The 21,148-nt window shown below is 55.4% G+C and carries 19 protein-coding genes; 17 read left to right on the top strand and 2 right to left on the bottom strand.

The features are described from left to right. Positions 1-79: 79 nt before the first annotated feature. Entirely contained in the window at positions 80-2,821 is a 2,742-nt protein-coding gene (gene polA, locus ACP15R_RS19870) for a DNA polymerase I (protein ID WP_224868336.1), read from the top strand. A 683-nt stretch (positions 2,822-3,504) separates the two neighbouring features. Here polA and yihA read toward each other — a convergent pair. Then, the gene (gene yihA, locus ACP15R_RS19865) at positions 3,505-4,161 is read right to left on the bottom strand and encodes a ribosome biogenesis GTP-binding protein YihA/YsxC (protein ID WP_224868339.1); all 657 of its coding nucleotides are present in this window, start codon (positions 4,159-4,161) and stop codon (positions 3,505-3,507) included. A gap of 135 nt (positions 4,162-4,296) precedes the next feature. On the opposite strand from yihA, the gene ACP15R_RS19860 reads away from it, so the two are divergent. The 10 genes from ACP15R_RS19860 (at position 4,297) to ACP15R_RS19815 (ending at position 13,394) form a co-directional block, all read left to right on the top strand. Further along, the gene (locus tag ACP15R_RS19860) at positions 4,297-4,947 is read left to right on the top strand and encodes a c-type cytochrome (RefSeq protein ID WP_224868341.1); all 651 of its coding nucleotides are present in this window, start codon (positions 4,297-4,299) and stop codon (positions 4,945-4,947) included. A 193-nt stretch (positions 4,948-5,140) separates the two neighbouring features. After that, complete coding sequence (locus ACP15R_RS19855; RefSeq protein ID WP_224868343.1) at positions 5,141-5,818, top strand: thiol:disulfide interchange protein DsbA/DsbL; 678 nt, start codon at positions 5,141-5,143, stop codon at positions 5,816-5,818. Positions 5,819-5,952: 134 nt separating this feature from the next. Then, positions 5,953-7,176, top strand: coding sequence for a hypothetical protein (locus ACP15R_RS19850; RefSeq protein WP_424987909.1), 1,224 nt, complete (start codon positions 5,953-5,955; stop codon positions 7,174-7,176). A gap of 172 nt (positions 7,177-7,348) precedes the next feature. Then, a complete protein-coding gene (locus ACP15R_RS19845; protein WP_224868346.1) occupies positions 7,349-7,894 on the top strand; it encodes a hypothetical protein in 546 nt (181 codons plus the stop codon). A gap of 172 nt (positions 7,895-8,066) precedes the next feature. Then, a complete protein-coding gene (locus ACP15R_RS19840; RefSeq protein ID WP_224868348.1) occupies positions 8,067-8,948 on the top strand; it encodes a hypothetical protein in 882 nt (293 codons plus the stop codon). Further along, positions 8,945-9,355 carry an ACT domain-containing protein gene (locus tag ACP15R_RS19835; protein WP_224868350.1) on the top strand — a complete coding sequence of 137 codons (411 nt, stop codon included), beginning with the start codon at positions 8,945-8,947 and terminating at the stop codon, positions 9,353-9,355. The genes ACP15R_RS19840 and ACP15R_RS19835 overlap by 4 nt, the downstream gene beginning before the upstream one ends. Before the next feature lie 115 nt (positions 9,356-9,470). Then, the gene (locus ACP15R_RS19830) at positions 9,471-10,220 is read left to right on the top strand and encodes a hypothetical protein (RefSeq protein ID WP_224868352.1); all 750 of its coding nucleotides are present in this window, start codon (positions 9,471-9,473) and stop codon (positions 10,218-10,220) included. 87 nt (positions 10,221-10,307) lie between these two features. Next, positions 10,308-12,017, top strand: a complete 1,710-nt coding sequence (locus tag ACP15R_RS19825; RefSeq protein WP_224868354.1) for a M28 family metallopeptidase — start codon at positions 10,308-10,310, stop codon at positions 12,015-12,017. 153 nt (positions 12,018-12,170) lie between these two features. Beyond that, positions 12,171-12,665: a hypothetical protein gene (locus ACP15R_RS19820; RefSeq protein ID WP_077399208.1), complete on the top strand. Its 495-nt coding sequence runs from the start codon at positions 12,171-12,173 to the stop codon at positions 12,663-12,665. A 42-nt stretch (positions 12,666-12,707) separates the two neighbouring features. After that, positions 12,708-13,394 carry a hypothetical protein gene (locus ACP15R_RS19815; protein ID WP_224868356.1) on the top strand — a complete coding sequence of 229 codons (687 nt, stop codon included), beginning with the start codon at positions 12,708-12,710 and terminating at the stop codon, positions 13,392-13,394. Positions 13,395-13,608: 214 nt separating this feature from the next. On the opposite strand, the gene ACP15R_RS19810 is transcribed toward ACP15R_RS19815, so the two are convergent. Further along, positions 13,609-14,490, bottom strand: a complete 882-nt coding sequence (locus ACP15R_RS19810; RefSeq protein WP_224868358.1) for a LysR family transcriptional regulator — start codon at positions 14,488-14,490, stop codon at positions 13,609-13,611. Between the two features lie 121 nt (positions 14,491-14,611). On the opposite strand from ACP15R_RS19810, the gene ACP15R_RS19805 reads away from it, so the two are divergent. The 6 genes from ACP15R_RS19805 (at position 14,612) to ACP15R_RS19780 (ending at position 21,148) form a co-directional block, all read left to right on the top strand. After that, positions 14,612-15,388: a ferredoxin--NADP reductase gene (locus ACP15R_RS19805; protein ID WP_224868360.1), complete on the top strand. Its 777-nt coding sequence runs from the start codon at positions 14,612-14,614 to the stop codon at positions 15,386-15,388. Between the two features lie 924 nt (positions 15,389-16,312). Next, complete coding sequence (locus ACP15R_RS19800) at positions 16,313-17,314, top strand: glycosyltransferase family 2 protein (protein WP_224868362.1); 1,002 nt, start codon at positions 16,313-16,315, stop codon at positions 17,312-17,314. Continuing rightward, positions 17,311-18,234, top strand: a complete 924-nt coding sequence (locus ACP15R_RS19795; RefSeq protein ID WP_424987908.1) for a sulfotransferase family protein — start codon at positions 17,311-17,313, stop codon at positions 18,232-18,234. Before ACP15R_RS19800 ends, ACP15R_RS19795 begins: the two co-directional genes overlap by 4 nt. Further along, entirely contained in the window at positions 18,221-19,312 is a 1,092-nt protein-coding gene (locus ACP15R_RS19790) for a glycosyltransferase (RefSeq protein ID WP_224868366.1), read from the top strand. Before ACP15R_RS19795 ends, ACP15R_RS19790 begins: the two co-directional genes overlap by 14 nt. Before the next feature lie 9 nt (positions 19,313-19,321). Continuing rightward, positions 19,322-20,092: a WecB/TagA/CpsF family glycosyltransferase gene (locus ACP15R_RS19785; protein WP_224868368.1), complete on the top strand. Its 771-nt coding sequence runs from the start codon at positions 19,322-19,324 to the stop codon at positions 20,090-20,092. 9 nt (positions 20,093-20,101) lie between these two features. Then, complete coding sequence (locus ACP15R_RS19780) at positions 20,102-21,148, top strand: glycosyltransferase family 2 protein (RefSeq protein WP_224868369.1); 1,047 nt, start codon at positions 20,102-20,104, stop codon at positions 21,146-21,148.

The following is a 21,148-nucleotide window of genomic DNA, read 5'->3' as shown; positions in this document are numbered from 1 at the left end:
AGGTATCCTGTCGCCCTGCGCAAACTGCGCCACATCGCATTCATCTATCTGTCATCGCCAACCGAATTTCTATTTGTCTATGAGCAACGATAAGACCTCTTCTGCGCCACTGATCCTGGTGGACGGATCTTCCTACCTTTACCGCGCTTTCCACGCCCTGCCGCCGCTGGCGACCAGCACCGGCCAGCCTACCGGCGCCGTGCGCGGGGTGATCTCCATGCTGCGCAAGCACCTTAAGGAGCATCCGGACAGCCCGGTGGTGGTGGTTTTTGACGCCAAAGGCAAAACCTTCCGCGATGAGCTGTTCGAGGAATACAAGTCGCACCGTCCGCCTATGCCCGATGACCTGCGCGCGCAGATCCAGCCGATTCACGACATCATCGATGCCATGGGCCTGCCGCGGCTGGTGATCGACGGGGTTGAGGCAGATGACGTTATTGGCACCCTGGCACTGCAGGGCGCAGAGCAGGGCATGGACGTGATCATCTCCACCGGCGACAAGGATATGGCCCAGCTGGTGCGCCCCGGCGTAACCCTGGTGAACACCATGTCCAATACAGTCATGGACGTGGAGGGCGTGAAAGCCAAGTTCGGTGTCGGCCCGGAGCTGATCATCGACTTCCTCGCGCTGATGGGCGACAAGGTGGACAACATTCCGGGGGTTCCCGGTGTGGGTGAGAAAACCGCGCTGGCACTGCTGCAGGGGCTCGGCAGTCTCAAAGATATTTATGCCAACCTCGATGGCATCGCGCCGCTCGGCTTCCGCGGCTCGAAAACCCTGGCCAAGAAAATGGAAGAGCACAAGGACGCGGCGGATATGTCCTACGTGCTGGCCACCATCAAGACCGATGTGGAGATGGACTACCAGCCGCAGACCCTCGCCAACAGCGAGCCGGACACCGATAAACTGCGTGAACTGTTTTCCGAAATGGAGTTTCGCAGCTGGGTCGACGAACTGGGTGGCGACGGCGAGGCATCGTCTGCGGCGGCCGCCGCGGTAGAGCGCAACTACAGCATCATCCTTGATGAGCAAGAGCTGGATGCCTGGCTGGACAAGCTGAAGCAGGCGGACCTGTTTGCCTTCGATACCGAAACCACCAGCCTCAACTACATGCAGGCCAAGCTGGTGGGGGTGAGCTTTGCGGTGGAGGCCGGCGAGGCGGCCTACCTGCCCCTGGCCCACGACTATATGGGCGCACCGGCACAGATCGATTTTGATCGCGCGCTGGCCAAGCTGAAGCCCATTCTCGAGAGTGATGAATACAAAAAGGTTGGCCAGAACCTCAAGTACGACAGCCACATTCTCGCCAACTACGATATCGCGCTGCGCGGTATTGCCCGCGACACCATGCTCGAATCCTATGTGCTGAACAGCACCGGCAGCCGTCACGATATGGACAGCCTCGCGCAGAAATACCTGGGCGAAACCACGATCAAGTTCGAAGACATTGCCGGCAAGGGCGCCAAGCAGCTGACCTTTAACCAGATCGAGCTGGACAAGGCCGGCCCGTATGCGGCGGAAGATGCGGACATTACCCTGCGCCTGCACCAGGAGCTGAGCGGCCGCCTGGCGCAAGAGCCGAGCCTGGAAAAGGTGCTCGATGAAATTGAAATGCCGCTAGTGCCGGTGCTGACGCACATCGAGCGCAACGGTGCCTACATCGATGCGGCGATGCTGAAACAGCAGTCCGACGAGCTGGACAAGAAAATGCGCGCGCTGGAACGGCAGGCGTACGACGAGGCGGGCGAAGAATTCAATCTCGGCTCCACCAAACAGCTGGGTGCCATCCTGTTTGAAAAGCTGGAAATTCCGGTGATCAAAAAAACCCCGAAAGGGGCACCGTCGACCGCCGAGCCGGTACTGCAGGAGCTGGCACTTTCGCACAAGCTGCCGGCGCTGATTATGCAGTACCGCGGCATGGCCAAGCTGAAGAATACCTATACCGACAAGTTGCCACAGATGATCGACCCGGCCACCGGGCGGGTGCACACCTCCTATCATCAGGCGGTGGCGGCAACCGGGCGTCTGTCATCCTCGGACCCCAACCTGCAGAACATCCCGATCCGCACCGAAGAGGGCCGGCGCATTCGCCAGGCATTTGTCGCCGACCCGCGCATCAATGGTGGCAGTGCGATTGTGGCTGCGGATTACTCGCAGATTGAATTGCGCATCATGGCGCACCTGTCCGGTGACAAGGGGCTGCTGGATGCCTTTGCCCACGGGGCGGATATTCACCGCGCAACCGCCGCGGAGGTGTTCGAGGTGCCGGTGGACGAGGTAACCGACGAGCAGCGCCGCCGAGCCAAGGCGATTAACTTTGGCCTGATCTACGGCATGAGCGCGTTTGGCTTGGCCAAGCAGCTGGATATCCCGCGCGCGGACGCCCAGACCTATATCGACCGCTATTTCGCGCGCTACCCGGGCGTGCTTGCGTATATGGAAAATACGCGCAAACAGGCAGCCGACAAGGGCTACGTGGAGACCCTGTTCGGTCGCCGCCTGTATTTGCCGGAAATCAATTCCCGCAACGGCATGCAGCGTCAGGCTGCGGAGCGCACCGCGATCAACGCGCCCATGCAGGGTACCGCGGCCGACATCATCAAGCGCGCAATGATTAGCGTGGATGCGTGGCTGCGCGAGGAACAGCTGAAGACCCGTTTGATCATGCAGGTACACGATGAACTGGTACTGGAAGTGCCGGCCGATGAGCGTGAGCTCGTGGTGCAGCGCATTCCGGAGTTGATGCAGGCTGCGGCCGAGCTGGATGTACCGCTGATTGCGGACCTGGGTGAGGGTGCCAACTGGGACGAGGCGCACTGAGCTGGTCAGCAGTTTATTTTAAGTTTTTTGCGATTTTTTTCATTTTCGCGGAACTACTGATTAAGGGGCACCTCTAACTAAGCAAGATCGTTGGATTGCAACATCATCCCCAAAGCTTAGTCAGAAGCCCCTCGCCCCGAAGATACCCCCATCGGGGCTTTTTTTTGCCTGAATTTTCATTCCCGTAGCTCGAGTGAGTTGGCTGAGCCGCTCAGTGTGTGTCAAAAACGCCTGATTATTAAATAAGCAGAAATAGCGTTTTTTGACGTGCGGCGAGGAATAAAGTCTCAGAAACAGAATTTTTTGCCCGCAAAACGGTGGTGGGTGGGATACAGTTGCGGCGTCCGAACCGCGAAAAAAGAGTGGGGAACCTTTCAGGCCCAGCTTAGTCTTTTGACTATAGGATTTGGTTTGAAGGCATCGCAATGGATGCAGTGGAATTTGGGTGAGAACCCAAGGTTGCGCCCGTCCCCCTGGGCGCAGCTCCTAAGTGCCCCTCCCCAAGGGCACTGACCCCTAGCCGGCAGCTGCAATCTGCCGGCTTTTTTTTGCCTCCAAGTTCTTGAAAGCGCTTATCGGGCCAGAGAGGCCCGGGAAAACATCCTGTGAGCGGCTCATCGCCCTGTGGTTGGCTAAAAAATGAACGGCTTACCTTGAGTCTAGACGAAATTTGGCGGTGCAATTCACGCGTCAGCCTGTTCTGCCTCAGAGTCGTCCTGCGGCAGGGCCAGCCACTGATTCAACTGACGCTCCAGCTTGTCGAGGCCCTTGCGTTTGGGGGCGGAGAAAATCTGAACCGTAACGTTGTGGTCCAGCTCGAGCGCCTTCAATTCCTTCTCTACGGCAAAGCGCGTGTTGTTGGCGGGGCCATTTTTCAGTTTATCGGCCTTGGTCAGCAGGATATGTGCGGGCAGGCCGGACTTGACCGCCCAGTTCAACATCTGCAAATCGAATTCTTTCAGCGGCTGGCGAATGTCCATTAACAGCACCAGCCCCTTCAGGCATTGGCGGTTCTCCAGATAAAACGCCAGATTGCGTTGCCATTCGTCCTTCATCGCGCGCGCCACCTTGGCGTAGCCGTAGCCCGGCAGGTCGACCAGCCGCTGGGACTCGCTCAGGCTGAAGAAGTTGATCAACTGGGTGCGTCCGGGCGTCTTGGAGGTCCGCGCCAGTTTATTGTTGTCGGTGAGTGCGTTGATCGCACTGGACTTGCCGGCATTGGAGCGGCCGGCGAAGGCCACTTCGGCGCCAGAATCCACCGGGCATTCCGCCAGGGTGGGTGCGCTGATCAGAAATTCGGCGTGGCGGTAATTGATTCGTTTAACATTGGCTTCAGACATGGGACTTCCCGGTACACTCAGATGGCGCGCAAGTATATAATGCCGCGGTTTTATCGTCGCTGATGGTTTAAGGGCGTTTGGGTGCCGCCAGCAGCGAAGATGGGTGCAAAACTTCAGCGCGCAACAGGACGACGTATGAACAGCATTATAAAGAAGGCCGCTCTGGCTTTGGGGATGATCGCTTTTGCCCAGATGGGACACGCTGCCGGTGACGCCAGTGCGGGGCAGGCCAAGGCCGCTGCCTGCATAGCCTGCCACGGTGCGGACGGCAATAGCCCGGCGCCGACGTTCCCGAAAATCGCCGGTCTCGGCGACAAGTACCTGCTCAAGCAGTTGCGTGACGTGAAGAGCGGTGCGCGGTCCATTCCCGAAATGACCGGCCAGCTCGACAACATGACCGATCAGGACCTGCAGGATATCGCCGCCTTCTACGCGTCGCAGAACATCCAGATTTCCGGTTCTACCGCCTTCTCCGTGATGCTGAACAACGGCGACAACGTGGATGGCCTGGCCCTGGGTCGCGAGATCTACCGCGCTGGCAACAGCGAAACCGGTGTCCCCGCGTGCATGGGTTGTCACTCACCTAGTGGCCTGGGTAACGCGCCCGCGGCTTACCCGCGCCTGTCTGGCCAGTACGCAGAATACGTGGAGAAGCAGCTGAAGGCTTTCCGTGAAGGCACCCGTGCCAACGACGGTGATACCCGCACCATGCGTACCGTGGCGCGCCAGCTGTCCGACGCCGAAATCAAGGCGGTTGCGAACTACGTAGCGGGCCTGACCGAGTAAGCGGTAGGTCGTTGCGAGAAAGGCCGGTCACTGACCGGCCTTTTTGTTTCCGCCTGCCGAACCCAGCTTGCACCGGCCGTCGGGAACTTCAATAATTTCCGCGGTCTATATTCAGCCAGGAGTCAGCTGAGCCCGAGCATACTGGGGCCAGACTGATGCAGGCACACAGAATAAATTTTGGGAGTAACTCTTTATGAAAGCCGTCGTCGCACTCTTTACCATGCTGCTGAGCCTGGCAGCCTGTGCCCAGGAAGCCCCGGGCAAATTCAAGGCCGGTCAGCACTACGAAGTACTCCCGCAGGCCGTTGCCCAGGATGACGACAGCAAGATCGAAGTGACCGAGCTCTTCTGGTACGGCTGTGGCCACTGCTACCACTTTGAGTCTCCGCTGAAAAAGTGGCAGAAAACCATGCCGGCCGATGTGGCGCTGAAAAAAATCCCGGCCATTTGGCAGCCGGTGATGGAGATCCACGCGCGTATGTTCTACGTGGCGGACGCCATGGGTGTACTGGACAAGGTGCACGAGCCGATCTTTGCCGCCATCGCCCAGCAGCGCAAAATGTTCGCCACCCGCGACGGTCGCGACTGGAAAGTCGATGATGCGGCTATTGAAGCCCTGTTCAACGATGCCGGTGCCGACGGCGCCAAAGCGGTGAAACTGATGAATGGCTTCGCGATCAACAGCAAGGTCAAGCAGGGTCAGGCGAAACAGCGTGCCTACAAACTGACCGGTACCCCGGAAATGGTTGTTGCCGGCAAATACCGTATCAGCACCTCGCTGCCGGGCATCAAGGGCAAGTCCAACGGTCAGCAGATCATGCTGGACGTAGTGGACTTCCTGGTAGAAAAAGAGCGCGCCGAGAAGGGCTGATCGCGCCCAACCTGCTCCGCTCGAACAACCCCGCAATCGCGGGGTTTTTTTATGCCTGAATATCCCTGCGCCGCCTCACTGCTAGGCTAACAGTGGGTACCGCCACCAATTTCGCCAGTGCCAGAATGCGCAACTTGCCCCTGCCAGTATTGATTGCTCTGTTGCTCAGCCTTTGGGCTGGGTGGCTGCTGGCCGTCGCGCAGGTTCCTGAGGGGCAGGCGATCGAAGAACCGCTGCCCGTGCAGCAGACCCCGGTGGATATTGCGGCGCGCGCGGTGAGCCTACTGTCATTTGTCGCGGTGGATTATCCCGAGGCGGTCGCCGAGGGCAGTGTGCGGGATCGCGGGTTGTATCGACAGACTCGCGAAAACGCTGAACTGGCCGCCGATCTGGTGGCGGAGCTGCCCGACAGGCCGGGGCGGGCCCAGCTGCTCAATACACTGCAGTCGCTGCAGGCGGCAATTTCCGGCAAAGACGCCGCGGACCTGGTACGGCGCCGCGCCAACACGGCGGCCGACCGCCTGGCAGCCCTCTATCAATTGCCCCGTTCCCCGGCAGAACCCCTGCCTGCCGCGAGCGAGGCCAACGCCCTGTATCGCGACCGCTGCCAGCACTGCCATGGGGAAAATGGCGTTGCCGAGCAACCGGAGCGCGCGCTGAATGATCCCGCGCGCATGGTGAACCTGAGTCTGTACGACTTTTACAATGTGCTGGAGCCCACCCGCAACGATGCCCACGACGAGGCCGTGGACGGCGACCTCAGCAGTCGCCAGCGCTGGGCGCTGGCGGTCAAGGTGGCCAGCTTCAGCGCGCCACCGGTGGCGCCATCACGCAAACTTGCCGAACAGTACCCGGCACTGGTTGGCCTTCCCGGCATGGCGGTGTTGCGCCCGTCAGAACTTCCCGAACCGGCGCGCGCGTCGCTGATGTGGTGGCGCGCCCACCCGGAACAGACCCGCGCCTTGCAGCACCCGCTGGCCCGGGCCGCGGGCCTGATCTATCTGGCGCACATTACCTATCGCGGTGGCGACCCCGCGGACGCCTACCACAAACTGATGCTGGCCCTGCGCAGCGGCTACCTGCCGGCACGCGCGCAATTGGCTGAGCGCGATCCGGCACTCGCAGCCCAGCTCGATCAACAGTGGCAGGCGTTGCGTGAGGCCATTCTCGCGCGCGCACCGGCCAATGAGGTGATCGAGCAGTTTCAGCGCCTACTCGCCAGTGTGGTGAAGGGCAGGGAGTTATTGCAGCCCACAAGCAGCAGCGTCATCTATGTGTGGGCGGGGATACTGTTTGTTGCCGCGCTGGCGCTCGGGCTGTTGTTGTGGTTCGGCTTGCGTCGCCGGCGCACAGGGTAGGTAAGAAACGCCGATCCCTTTGGTTGGTGACCACATAGCCTCTTAGGCTGGCTTGACGCGAAAACAAAGAAAATTGTCGCATTCGCTGCCACTGTTGAGATTTACGACTAGGCTTTTAATTAGGTTGTGCAAATAACCGCCAGTCGTTGAACCCAACAGAGAAGAGTGCCGCATGAAGTTGTTGCGTCAGTTGTCCTTCCGTCCCGTTCTCGTATCCCTGCTGCAATCCTACGTCCTTACCTTTGCAGTGTTCCTGATTCTCCCCGTATTCGCCTCCGCGCAGGAGCAGACCGGCAACCAGGCTGCGGCCAAAAGCTGGGTCGGTAACTGGCTGGTGGTGGGGCAGGGGGATGAGCAGCTGGTGTGGCAACTCCACGCTGACGGTACCGGCTTTGCGCACGGTTTCCGCGCAGATGGTCAGCTTACCCATGGCTTTGCGATCTCCTGGCGCATTAACGGCGATACGGTGCGTATCCGCACCGGCGGCACGCTGCACTGCAACAGTGGCATGGTGTACGCGCAATTTACCGGTTGGAGCGCGGTCACCTTAGACTTCAACGTGATTGACGGTCGTCATTGGCGCCAGCACAACGGCGGTATCCTGGCCTTTCAGCGCCGTCTTGGTGATTGGGAAACACCCAATCACGGCGCCGAGTGCCCCAATCTGTACGATCGCGAGCGGAAAGAGACCCCGCAGACCGCCTCGGCCGGCAATTGAAGCCAGAGCGCACAAGGCAGTGCTGAGCAAAGTGGTACTGATCAAAGTACAGGCCAGCGCGCTGGCAACGAAGGCGTCCAGCCTGCGGCCGGGGAAGGAAGTCTCCGGCCCGGGTCATAGGGGCAGGTATTCATCTCAGGGAAGAATACAGCGCAAGCGGAGCCTGGCAGTCATGCAGCAACGCTTTATTCACAAGCTACTGGTCACCAGCAAACAAACGCTGATCGCGGCGGGCGTTGTTTTGTTGTCGTCGACAGGGGTGGTTTCGGCACAAGATTCCGCTGCTGGTTCTTCGTCCCCTCCTGGCCCTTCCAAGGATCTGCAGCACAAATCACCGCAGAATTCCACCCGCGAGCAACCAGGCCAGTATCCCGGCTGGGAGGTGGAGTCGCGTTTGCAGGCCGAGCAGTGGGTGGGAAATTGGCTGATCTCCCGCGACGGCGAAGCGCAGCACGTGTGGAGCCTGAACAAAGACGGCACCGGTCGCTCCTATGCGTTCAATCGCCATGGCGATGAGATGCAATTTGCCTATGGCTACGACATAAGCTGGTATTTCGATCCGCATACCCAGATGGCCAATATCAAAACCGAGCGCCGTATTGTGTGCCGGGGCGGCCGCGTCTATCCCTACTTCCTCACGCTCAAATCCTACGAGAGTGATTACGCCGTAAAAGGCAAATTCGCCTGGCAGACCACCTGGACCGAAGCCAGCATCGGTCGCAACTACCTGCATAAATCCCTAGTGGTTTTCGTCGCGCCCCTGTCTGCTTGGCACAACCCGGAAAAAAACGCTCCCTGTCCGATTTTCCCGCGCATGGATGTGGAAAAAGATATCGACCTGGCGCTGGACCGCTGGGAGCAGGAAGCGCAACAGAGCGAACACGAACAACTCGTAGATACCACCCCGGTAGAAGGGGAACCAGAATTTACCGGTGAAGACTTTGGACCAGCAGTGGATGAGCCCAAGGGCAAAGTCCCAGGCCAGAAAACATCGTCAAAAAGTAAATCCGCCAAGGCGCGGGTGAAGGACAAATCCAGGAGAGACCGCCAATGAATGCTCAGGTAAAAATCGACCAGCTGCTATTGCGGCTGACCCCGATTCTCGATCGCGAAGTACTGGGTTTGTGTGTGCTGGATGAGCCCCAGTTGCGGGAACACTTGGCGCATTGCCGGTGTATTTTCCGCGAGCGTGAAGGTATTACGGCGTTACTGCCAAAAAACCTCGCCGAGCTGGGACAGTTACCGGTCAGTGACGACTACCGGCAGATTACCCTACAGTTCGTTGACGGCGTGGAAGCGCCTGGGTTCACCGCCACAATTTTACGTGAACTCGCCGATGCCGGGATTCAGGCCAATGTGGTTTCTGCGCGCTATCACGAGCACATTCTGGTACGCGCCCGTGATGCCACACATGCGATGCAGATCCTCTATGGCATCAGCAACCGCCTGCAGTATTCCTAACAAGTAGTTACCTTTCCCTTTCTCCGCCCAGATGTGCGTGTCTGGGCGGAGTTTGCCGATGGCAGGGAGCGCCCCAGAGAAAACCTTTCTTGAATAGAGGAGTGCGCTGCCGACCATGCATATCGCCTATCCGCCGCCACTGCCCCACGGGCCAATCCGCCAGTTGTTGCCGGATTTTTTTGTGGTGCGCGGTCAGGCTCGGGTTGCGCCGGGAGTGCTGGTCAATCGCAATATGGGCATCGTGCGCAGCGGGGACGACTTACTGTTGGTCAACCCCATACGTCTCACCCGTTTACAGGAAGAGCGCCTGTGCGATCTCGGCAATGTGCGCCAGGCGGTGCGTCTCGGATATTTCTTTGGATGCGATGATCTCTACTATCGCGACCGTTTTAATGTATTTTTCTGGCGACAACACCACTCCGACTATTATCCGGTCCCTGCCGCGGACGAATTCCTGGAAGAGGGCGGCCGCTGCCCGGTGCCGGATGGCCAGATATTTGAATTCAGCCACAGCGAGATTCCGGAGGCGGCATTGTATGTCCCCAATTCCGGCGGATTGCTGCTTACCGGGGACTCCCTGCAATACTGGAGTAGCTGGACGGCCTGTAACTGGGCCGGACGCTGGGCACTGCGCCTGAGCGGGATGCATCGAGGGATGCAGGTATCGCCGGCCTGGTGCCGCCGCGCCACCCCGGAAGGGGAAAATAGTCAGTGCTGGCTTGCCACCGACTTTGAGCGGCTGCTCGATCTTCCATTTCAGCATATGCTTGCCGGTCACGGCGATTTCTGTGCTGACCGCGCCCACGAACTCGCCGAGCGCGCCGTCGCTGCGAGTTTCTCCGTATCGCTCAATACGCGGCATTGATCGCAAAACCTATGTTGAGCAATCGCCGGTGTCCCGTGCGGTGCCGTGATAAGCTGTCGGCGTTTCGAGTATTAGAATGAGCCCAGCATGTCCCGCTTCAGTGCCATCTCCGCAAACTTCATACGTGCGATCCGCGCAAACTTTATAAAAGTACCGCAACCGTTCCGCCCGATAGCATGGTTTGTTTCCCTCGTGTTTACAGGGTTGCTGAGTGCCTGCGTCGGACTCGCGCAGCTGCCAGCGACGCCTCGCGCCGACATGGACAGCATGCGCGTGGATGTGGAATTTTTGGCGGACGACCGCTTACAGGGGCGGGAAACCGGTTCTGCCGGTTACCAGCAGGCAGCGGATTATGTGGCTGACCGATTTGCCAAGCTCGGGCTGACTTCTATCACCGGTGCTGATTACTTCCAACAGGTGCCGCTGCGCAAAGCGCTTTGGGGAGACGGTGCGGCGACACTGGTACTGCATAGCCGCGAGGGTGACATCACCTTTGACCTGGGGGTGGATTTTCTCGGTGCCCCCTCGACGGCGCATAACGACAGTGCGACGACGGCCGGCCTCGTATTTGTTGGCTATGGTATCGATGCGCCCGCCTATGGTGTCGACGACTATGCCGGGCTGGATGTGCAGGGCAAAATTGTCGTGTACCTGTCCGGGCGCCCGCAGTACCTGCCGAATGAGGTGGGTGCCCACTTCGCTTCCAACCGCACCAAGCAGCAGACCGCCGCGCGCCACGGAGCAGTCGGCACCATTACCCTGAATACCCCCATACGCGAGCTGCGCCGCGCGTTTGCCGCTTCCGCCAAGCATGTGCAGGACCCGCGCTGGGACTGGCTGCGTGCCGACGGCACGCCCGGTAACAGCATCCAGCACCTGCAACCGGGCGTCATGCTCGATATCCCGGCGGCCAAGCAATTGTTCATGGGTGCCGCACGCAGTCTCGACACCATCTTCACCGAAATTGAAAACGGCCTGGTGCCGCAGGGATTTGCCCTGCCGTATACCGCCACCCTCACCAGCAGCGCCAAGCACCAGCGTATCTCCAGCCCGAACGTGGTCGGCCTCCTGCCGGGGCGCGACCCCAAGCTCAGACACGAGTACATCATCTTTTCCGCACACCTGGACCATATCGGCATTGAGCCCGGCACGGGGCTTATTAACAACGGCGCACAGGATAATGCCGCCGGTATCGCGGTGATGTTGGAGGTCGCACGGCTGTTTACCACCGCGAACCGCGCGCCCAGGCGTTCCATTCTGTTTGTGGCGGTAACCGCGGAAGAAGAGGGCCTGCTCGGCTCGGATTACTTTGCCCGGCACCCGCCGGTTGCCCCCAAGTCCATGGTGGCCAACATCAACCTCGATATGCCGATGCTGCTGTATCCGTTCCGCGATGTCATCGCCTTCGGTGCCGAGCATTCCAGTCTCGGTAAAACCGCCACCCGCGCTGCCCGTCGCACAGGCCTCAAGCTGAGTCCAGACCCCATGCCCGAGCAGGTCATCTTTGTGCGCAGCGACCATTACAGTTTTGTACGCCGGGGCATCCCGGCGATTTACCTCATCACCGGGCGCGAGGCCATTAACGGCGAGGTCGACGGCAGCCGCGCGCAGATCCAGTTCCTGCGCAATCACTATCACAGTCCCAGTGACACAGCAGATGCGGGGGTTAACTACGTGGCGGCACAGCAATTTGCCGAAGTGAATTACGCAATCGCATGGGAAGTCGCGGATTCCGCACAGAAACCGCGCTGGAATCGCGCTGATTTTTTTGGCGAGTTGTTTGCTGGAAATAAATAGCCGACATTGATCAAAGTGCGATCAGAGCCCACCTGTAATGACATGTAATCGCTATTTGGGACCCACTTACCAGATTTCGTGATAGCCTTGCCGACCGCTGGCGGAGCATTCGTCCAGCAAATAGATAAACAACAATATTGTTAAGGCTTCATCATGTTGAAAAAAATTACTTTAGTGGCGGCAATTGCGGGTCTCGGGCTGGTATCTGGTTGTGCGAGTATCCTCAGTGACAGTAATTACCCTGTAACCATCAACAGCAACCCCGCGGGTGCCAACTTTGTTGTTGTGAATGAAGCTGGTTTCGATGTTCACACCGGCGTTACCCCGGACACCATCACCCTGTCTGCCTCTGACGGCTTCTTCTCCTCCGCGAGCTACGTGGTGAAGTTCCAGATGGCCGGCTTCGAAGAGCAGAGCTTCCAGCTGCGTGCAGGCATGGACGGCTGGTACATCGGTAACATTCTGTTCGGCGGCCTGATCGGCATGCTGATTGTTGACCCGGCCACTGGCGCTATGTGGAAACTGCCGGAATCCGCCAACGTTTCCCTGGCTCCTGTAACTGCGGCTACCGGTCTTGAAACCCTGTCCATCGCTTCCGTTCACCAGCTGACCGATGAAGCCAAAGCGCAGCTGATTCCGCTGAACTAATTTCGCTGCATAAACATACCAATAATAATTTTGGGGTTATCCATGAAAGTACTCGCTCGTGTAGTTTTGATGTTAACCGTGGTTGCGTTTGCTGGTTGTGCAAGCGTCAGCAAAATGCCGTTGAACGACAAAGTCGCCGCAATCGATACTTCTGAGAAAAGTATCCTGGTGGCGAAGCTGTCGATTCGTAACGACAACAAGCCCAGCCATCAGCCGAACCTGCTCGCAGTGTTCGTAAACCAGAACGAAAAAGACTATTCCTTTACCAAGCCTACCCTGATCGCTGATCTGGACAAGGGCGGTAAAGAGTACTTTATCAGCATGGACGTGGCCCCCGGTAAGGCAACTATCAAGCTGGCCCGTTTCCTACGTCAGGTTCCGCTGCTACTGAATGCAATGGCTGACCTGCCGTTTGAATACGAAATCGACGTGCCGGCGAATGAAGTGGTTTATGTGGGTAATATCACCGCCACTATCAAGCCGCGCGAAGGTGAAGAGCCTCGTGCCGGCCTGGTGATCCCGTTGATCGATCAGGCCGTTGCCGGTTTCTCTAACGGTACCTTTGAGGTAAGCATTACCGATAACTACGATGCGGATATGGAAGCTCTGAAGGCGAAATACCCGTACATTGCCAGCCAGGCCATTGCCAAAAACCTGCTGCCTGCGTGGACTCACCCAGAGCAGCGTGGCGAAGCGCCAACCATTCTGGCGGAAAAGACCGAGGAGTAATCCCGCTTTTTGGTAAAGCGGGGTGATGGCTTGAGCCGTTGTCCCGTGTACGACCGCAAAGCGAGTCTCTCAAGAGACTCGCTTTTTTTGTGTCTGTAATTCGCATAGTCGCAAAACGCACAACCATAGGCTCGACGCCTGCGCCAGTGGAGCTAACGATGGAAAAATACAATAAAGCTTGTCTCTAGGTAACCGTTGCCGATAAGCAATGTCTTTATTGCACTTTTCGACAGAGCTCGAGCCAGCGCTCAATACCGGCACTGCGATACTTTTGTCGATGCAGCACAAAGTAAAATTCACGGCTGAAATCCCGCTGTGGCACGGGCAATTCCACCAGCGCGCCGCGACGAAACGCATCCGTCAGGGAAACTCGTGAAAGGCAGCTGATACCGAGCCCTGCTTCTACCGCGCGCTTGATTGCTTCGGTGTGTTGCAGCTCCAGGCGAATGTTGAGTTCCGGCAACAGTCCGGCAAGGGCGCGTTCGAAGGTCTGGCGGGTACCGGAACCCGTTTCCCGCAAAATCCAGGTGGCCTCGCGCAAATCTTCGTCACTTAATTGTGCGCGCTTTGCCAGAGGGTGGTCCGGTGCGCAGAACACCACCTGCTCGTCTTCCCGCCACGGGATCATTTCCAGATCCGGATGATTCAGCTCGCCTTCGATCAAGCCCAGATCCAGCTCAAAGTTCACTACGCCCTGGGCAATTGCCGCGGTGTTGGCAACCTCCAGTTCTACCCGGGCCTCGGGCTGTTCCTCCATATAGCGCGCCATAATGCCCGCTGCCAGATAGTTGCCGATGGTCAGGGTGGCCCCGATCTTAAGGCGGCCCAGGTCGCTGTGTACCATCAGGGTGGCTTCCAGCTCCCGCGCGCGCTCCAGTAATTCTTCCGCACGCGGCCACAATTGCCGGCCCAGTTCATTCAAGCGCAAACGCTTGCCAGTACGTTCGAAGAGGCGCAGGTCAAACTGCTGCTCAAATTCCTTCAACGCGGTGGACGCCGCCGACTGCGACATATTCAGGCTCTCCGCGGCGCGGCTGACATTTTCGTGGTGAGCACAAGCCAGAAACACTTCCAGTTGGCGCAGGGAATAGCGCATATAGTGTCAGCCTCCAAGTATCGGAAAATTAGATAACAGATATCAAAATATCCCATTTTGCCAATACATTTACCAGCATTAGAATGCACCGAGAAATTGAGGAATAAGCGGTTCTATTGTTATGTCTAACTTGAATAAAGAGACGGTGCTTGAGGTCCATCACTGGAACGATACGCTGTTCAGCTTCAAAACCAGTCGTGACCCCGGGTTCCGCTTCGAAAACGGCCACTTCACCATGATCGGGCTAGAACAGCCCAACGGTCGCCCGCTGTTGCGCGCCTATTCCATTGCCAGCGCCAACTACGAGGATGAACTGGAGTTCTTCAGCATTAAGGTGCCCGATGGCCCGCTGACCTCGCAGCTGCAGAAAATCAAGCCCGGTGATGAAATCTTTGTCAGCCGCAAGCCCACCGGCACCCTGGTGGCCGACCACCTATTGCCCGGCAAGCGTCTGTGGCTGCTGTCCACCGGTACCGGTCTGGCACCATTTATGAGCATCATCAAGGACCCGGATGTTTACGAGCGCTTCGATCAGGTGATTCTCACCCACGGTGTGCGCTTCAAGTCTGAGCTGGCGTATCAGGATTACGTCGAGAAGGAACTGCCCGAGCACGAGTACTTCGGTGAAATGGTACAGAACGGCCTGCTGTATTACCCCACGGTGACCCGCGAGCCTTATCGTAACAATGGCCGCCTTACCGACCTGATGTTGTCCGGCAAAATGTTCAGTGACCTCGGCCTGCCCACGCCAAATGTGGAAGAGGATCGCTTTATGCTGTGCGGCTCCCCGGCCATGCTTAAGGATCTGACCAAGATTCTCGACGACTGGGGCTTTAGCGAAACACGCGCCGGTATCCCGCGCGAATACGTGATCGAGCGCGCGTTCGTCGAAAAATAAACCGAAATAAGTATTTGCTGCTGGGGCAGGGCAGCGGCGTCGGTACTTAGGAGTGATTGCGTGATGGATTGCGCAAGGAAAGAAAAGGTTTTCTCCACTCCCAAGTGTCGACCCCGGTGCCCTGCCGAAGAATCGGCCGCACCACACCAGTGAAAGGGTTTTACCCTGTTTGATAACCACCTTCGGGTGGTTTTTTTATGCCTAGAAAGCCTGTACCCACCCACTGGACTTGGAATTAATAAAAGATATGGCCAAGGGGGGGCACGTTGCTGTACCGTACCAGATCGCGGTAAATGGCAGTATTGGATGAGTAATGCATCCAGTTTGTACAAAATGTACAACGAGTTGACTCCAAAACCTGCAAGAAATGATTCGGGACTTTAGTCCATCTTTCTCACTGGTCTGGACCAGGCACACATGAAATTTTGCACTGGGTAAAACGTGTGTGAAACCTAGCCTTAATTTCAGTTTTCTTTACCGGGGGTTTCCAGGTAGCACCGATTGGGAGCCAGCTTTATTAACTTTCGATAGTTTGAATTCTTGTTTCATTAATCCCCTCAAAATTTTTCTCAGTTATTTGCATGTCCACCATGGCGTATAAATCATTATTTGATGTTAATTTTTGAAATGTCATCAATTCTTGGTAAAGTGTGACCCGCATCTCGTATTGGAGAACCTTTCAGCACCGGCGACAGGGGAAAGTGCACGGTATTGATACCGCTGCGCTCGGGTACACCGGATGTAAATTACTGAAAGGTAGCTATCTGGCTGGATAGGAAGGCCAACTCTAGCAATACACCAGTTACTAGTGAATGGAACGGACTGGCACGCACTTTGCGAGTCCAAGATCACTAGTCGTTGCAATAACTAAAATGGAATTTCGGTCATTTCCTTGCGAAGTGGTCTCTCATATAGAAGCAGACAATGGAAAGTCGCGCTCCCTTAGCTCTTGCGGTAGTCATCGTTAACTACCGTACACCTGATCTCGTCGTAGATTGCCTGGAAAGCTTGGTACCACAGCTACCGAGCCGTGCCGGCGTGGTCGTGGTTGATAATGCCTCTGGCGATCACTCTATCGAAACACTCCAGGCCTGGATCGACGGCACTGACGCGGCAACTGCTGAAAAAGTACATTTACTTGCATCTCCAGCCAATGGAGGGTTTTCGGCCGGCAATAATCTCGGGATCAAGCGCCTTCGAGCGAAATTCTATTTGTTGCTAAATAGCGACACGATCGTTCGTCCTGGTGCTATTTCTCTCCTGATGGATCGTATTCAACGAGACACAAAAATCGCAGCAGTTGGCCCCCGACTTGAGTATCTGGACGGGAGGCCGCAGGTCAGCCGCTTCCGACGCCGTGGTGTAACCAGTGAGTTTATACGCGGCGCACAAATTCAACTTATTTCACACATTCTGCGTAGAAAAAATACGCCTATAGAGCTTGACGAACCCGAGCAACAGATTGACTGGGTAAGCTTTGCATGTGTCCTGCTGAGAGCAGAGGTCATCAAAAAAATCGGCTTGATGGATGAGCAATTCTTTATGTATTTCGAAGACATTGAATACTGTCTACGAATACAGAAAGCAGGATATACCATCGAACAGGCGTTGGGAGCCCGCGTTGTGCATCTGCGTGGTGGTACTTCCAGCGTAAAAGAAAGTGCTAAAAACAAAAAACGTATACCTGCCTACTTCTACCGGTCACGGACTCGATATTTTATGTTATTAGGTGGCAAAAAAAGGCTCTTAATTGCGAATTTGGCGTGGTATTTCGGACGTGCCATCCGAATGCTGAAGTGCCTGCGCGGTAAATATCCTGGACCCCGGATACCAGGGGAATGGCGTGATATCTGGATTGATTTCCTGGCCCCGCAGACATCCACTACTTTCTCACCAAGAAAAAGCAGTCGAGTGGTAAACCAATGATTCAAGAGAAGCAAACTCTTCCAGATTTCGTAATCATTGGGTCCATGAAGTCGGCAACTACGACGATCTATGAGCAGCTGCGTAAGCTTGATGGGATATACATGCCCGAATTGAAGGAGCCAAATTTCTTTAGCGATGATGCACAGTATGCCCGGGGTGCAGACTGGTACAAAGGGTTGTTCGAGAGCGCCGTAAGGGACGATATTCTTGGTGAGGCTAGCACCCACTATACCAAGCTTCCCACTTACCCAAAGACCGTTGAGAGACTCTATGAGTCACTGCCCAACGCAAAGCTCATCTATGTAATGCGCCACCCGATTGAGCGTCTGATATCGCAATATATCCACGAATGGAGCTGTAACAATATAAAGGTCGATATTAACCAGGCAATTGAGCAACATTCGGAGTTGCTCAACTATAGCTGTTATGCACGCCAGTTGGGCCCATTTATTGAACGATATGGCCGGGACAAGATACTGCCGGTATTTTTCGAGCGGCTAAGAGCATACCCACAGTCTGAACTAGAGAGAATCGCACAGTTTATTGGTTATACCGGTAAGGTGACCTGGCAAGATGACTTGTCTAAAACCAATGTTTCCTCTGAGCGCCTTCGCACCAATCCTGTAACGAGATTCCTGATTGGAAATCCGGTTCTAAAATTTCTACGCAGAGTTCTTGTACCGCGAGCACTCCGTAACGCAGTTAAATCACGTCTGCAGATGAAGAAACGCCCTATTTTATCTGAAGCATCGCTTAGAAAGATTCAACACATATTAAATCGTGATTTGGAAGAACTTGGTTATCTACTGGGTACTGAAATTACAGTAGACAACTATAGAGATTGCGTTGTGGAAGATACTTTGGACTGGAGCACGAAGCAAAACGATACTGCTGTGGGGGGCGAACATGCCTACTCATAACAATGACGCACACAAGCTTGGTGAACCAACTCTGGGATTTGTCGTTATCGGCAGGAATGAGGGAGACCGGCTGCGCCGTTGTATCGACTCAATACTTGAGCAGCGCCAGTCTATCAGCCCGGGAATTGAAGCGCATAAAAACGACGACACTCTGAATCAGGATAGCAACCTTAACTTACCACCAGTTGTGTATGTTGACTCGGGTTCAACAGACGGCAGTGTCGAGTATGCGAACAGCGTAGGCAGTGACGTTATACAACTCGATATGACCACGCGTTTTACCGCCGCGCGTGCGCGTAATACCGGGTTAGCCTATCTATTGGAAAAATACCCAAATATTGAATACATCCAGTTCATTGACGGCGATTGCGCCATACAACCCGGCTGGTTAGTGAAAGCGATTTCCTTTTTGTCTGTTAATCCACATGTGGCGATCACATGTGGGAGAAGAAGGGAAGTCTATCCACAAAGAACCATTTATAACGCTTTGTGCGATATGGAATGGGATACCCCAATAGGCGATACAAAATCCTGTGGCGGTGACTTTCTCGCGAGAAAGGAAGCGATAATCGCGGTGGGTGGCTTCAACCCTGAAATGATCGCGGGTGAAGAGCCCGAAATGTGCTTTAGGCTGAGAAAAAAGAATTGGAAAATCTGGCGAATCGCGGAGGAAATGACTTCGCATGACGCAGCAATGACAAGCTTCCGGCAATTCTGGTTACGAAATAAGCGCGCAGGATTTGCTTATGCTGCGCGCAGTGCGTTACACGCCACCAAGCAAAATCCATATTGTGTTAGAGAAGTCGCAAGTATTTGTTTCTGGGCGTGTGTGTTCCCAATTCTAATTATAAGTATATATCCGTTCTCTGCCCCAATCGCGCTCTTCCTAATTCTTGCCTACCCGGCAATGGCGTTCCGTATATTTATACGAAAACTACAGCGTAGAAATTCATTTCGACGTTCCCTGGTCTACGGGGTGTTAACACAAATTGGAAAGATCCCGCAGTTCTTTGGGGTGACGAAGTTCGCCATGGGCCAGTTCTCCGGGTGCAAAACTTCGATCATCGAATATAAATAGAGATTACTAATGCCTGATATTCATTCTGTCGATATTGGACTTTGCCGCATCGATACAGCGAGTATGGACAGTGCCGTTGACCATATTCGTGAAATGCAGAGAAATAAACATGCAGGTTACATTGTGACACCGAATGTTGATCACCTGGCCAGACTCGCAAGAAAAGATGACACGGGAAGCCTTCAGCATATCTATCGCAATGCGAGTTTGTCACTTTGTGACAGTCGCATTCTAGAAGCTCTGCTCAATCGCCATGGTACCAAGATACCGCAGGTCGTGACTGGCAGTGACCTAACGCGGCGTCTATTCGAAAGCGAACTAAATAGTAGGGACCGAATATATATCCTTGGCGGCGAGGATGAGGTTATCAACATCGTTCGGGATAGATTTCCCTATCTGGATATAACCCACCATAACCCGACGATGGGATTTATAAACAAGGGCGACGAAGTAAAAAAAGTTATCGATAATATTCTAGGTGCACAGCCAGATTTCGTGTTCCTTGCGGTTGGCTCGCCCCAACAGGAGAAGCTCGCCCTGATGCTAAAACAGCAGGCTCGATTCAACGGTATTGCGTTATGTATTGGGGCGTCGATACTTTTCCTTGCTGACAAAGAAAAAAGGGCGCCGAAGTGGATGCAGCGCTCACGCCTAGAATGGCTTTATCGCTTGTTGCAAAATCCTACAAGGCTCACAAAACGTTATATCCAAAATGCGCTCGTTCTGCCAAGAATTAATCGCATGCTCGCCCAGAGTGTTGCTGAGCCGGCAGCAAACTGAATTTAATTTATGCAAGGGAATGTACAAGTGCAGAATAGAGATTACGTCATAATCTCGCCGTGTCGCGATGAAGCAGAATATATGCAGCGGACGCTGGATAGCGTCGTGGCGCAGACAGCACCACCGAGGCTCTGGGTCATTGTCGATGATGGGTCCACCGATGGCTCGAGCGAAATTCTCGCTGAGTATGCAAATAAGTACCCATTCATCCGTATTTTAACCCGCGAGAACCGCGGGTATCGCAACGTCGGTCCAGGGGTTGTCGATACTTTCTATGCTGGTCTGAAAACCATTGATCGAGCGAAGTACAGCTATCTCTGTAAATTGGACCTGGATCTCGAACTACCCGCGCGATATTTCGAGCATTTGATGGAAAAAATGGAGGCGGACCCGCGAATCGGTACTTGCAGTGGCAAACCCTATAACGAGCGAGACGGCAAACTGGTCAGTGAGCGCCGCGGTGACGAGATGTCAGCAGGGATGACAAAGTTCTATCGTATCCAATGCTTTGAACAGATTGGTGGGTTTGTGCGGGAAGTTATGTGGGACGCAATTGATTGTCACAAATGTAGAGAAATGGGGTGGCGTGCGTTGAGCTGGGATGAGCCAGAGCTCAATTTCATCCATCTCCGTGTGATGGGTTCCAGCCAACACGGTGTCCTGGCAGGCCGCGCCCGTCACGGATTTGGACAGTATTTTATGGGTACGGGCTGGTTATACATGCTCGCAACCTGTGTGTTTAGGGCCATCGAATACCCATACGTCATCGGTGGCATTGCAATGTACTACGGCTATCTAAAAGCGTTATTTAGGCAAGATAAGCAGCTGGATGATCCAGAATTGATCAAAGAAATCCGCTGGTATCAATCTCGCTCACTACTTGTGGGAAGACATAGAGCGGTGGAGCGCCTGGAAGCTACCAATGCCTCCCGCTGGAATCCGGACGCAAATGCCACGGGAAATGCATTGTTACAAGCTCGGATGAATGCCGAAAACACAAATACTAACGATGTAGCCAGGTCCCCTACCGACAAATCCCTGCTAAGAGGAGCATGA

The organism is Microbulbifer sp. S227A (genome assembly GCF_049800935.1).
Note: the sequence above shows the minus strand (reverse complement) of the source record. Positions and strands in the feature narration are given on the sequence as shown.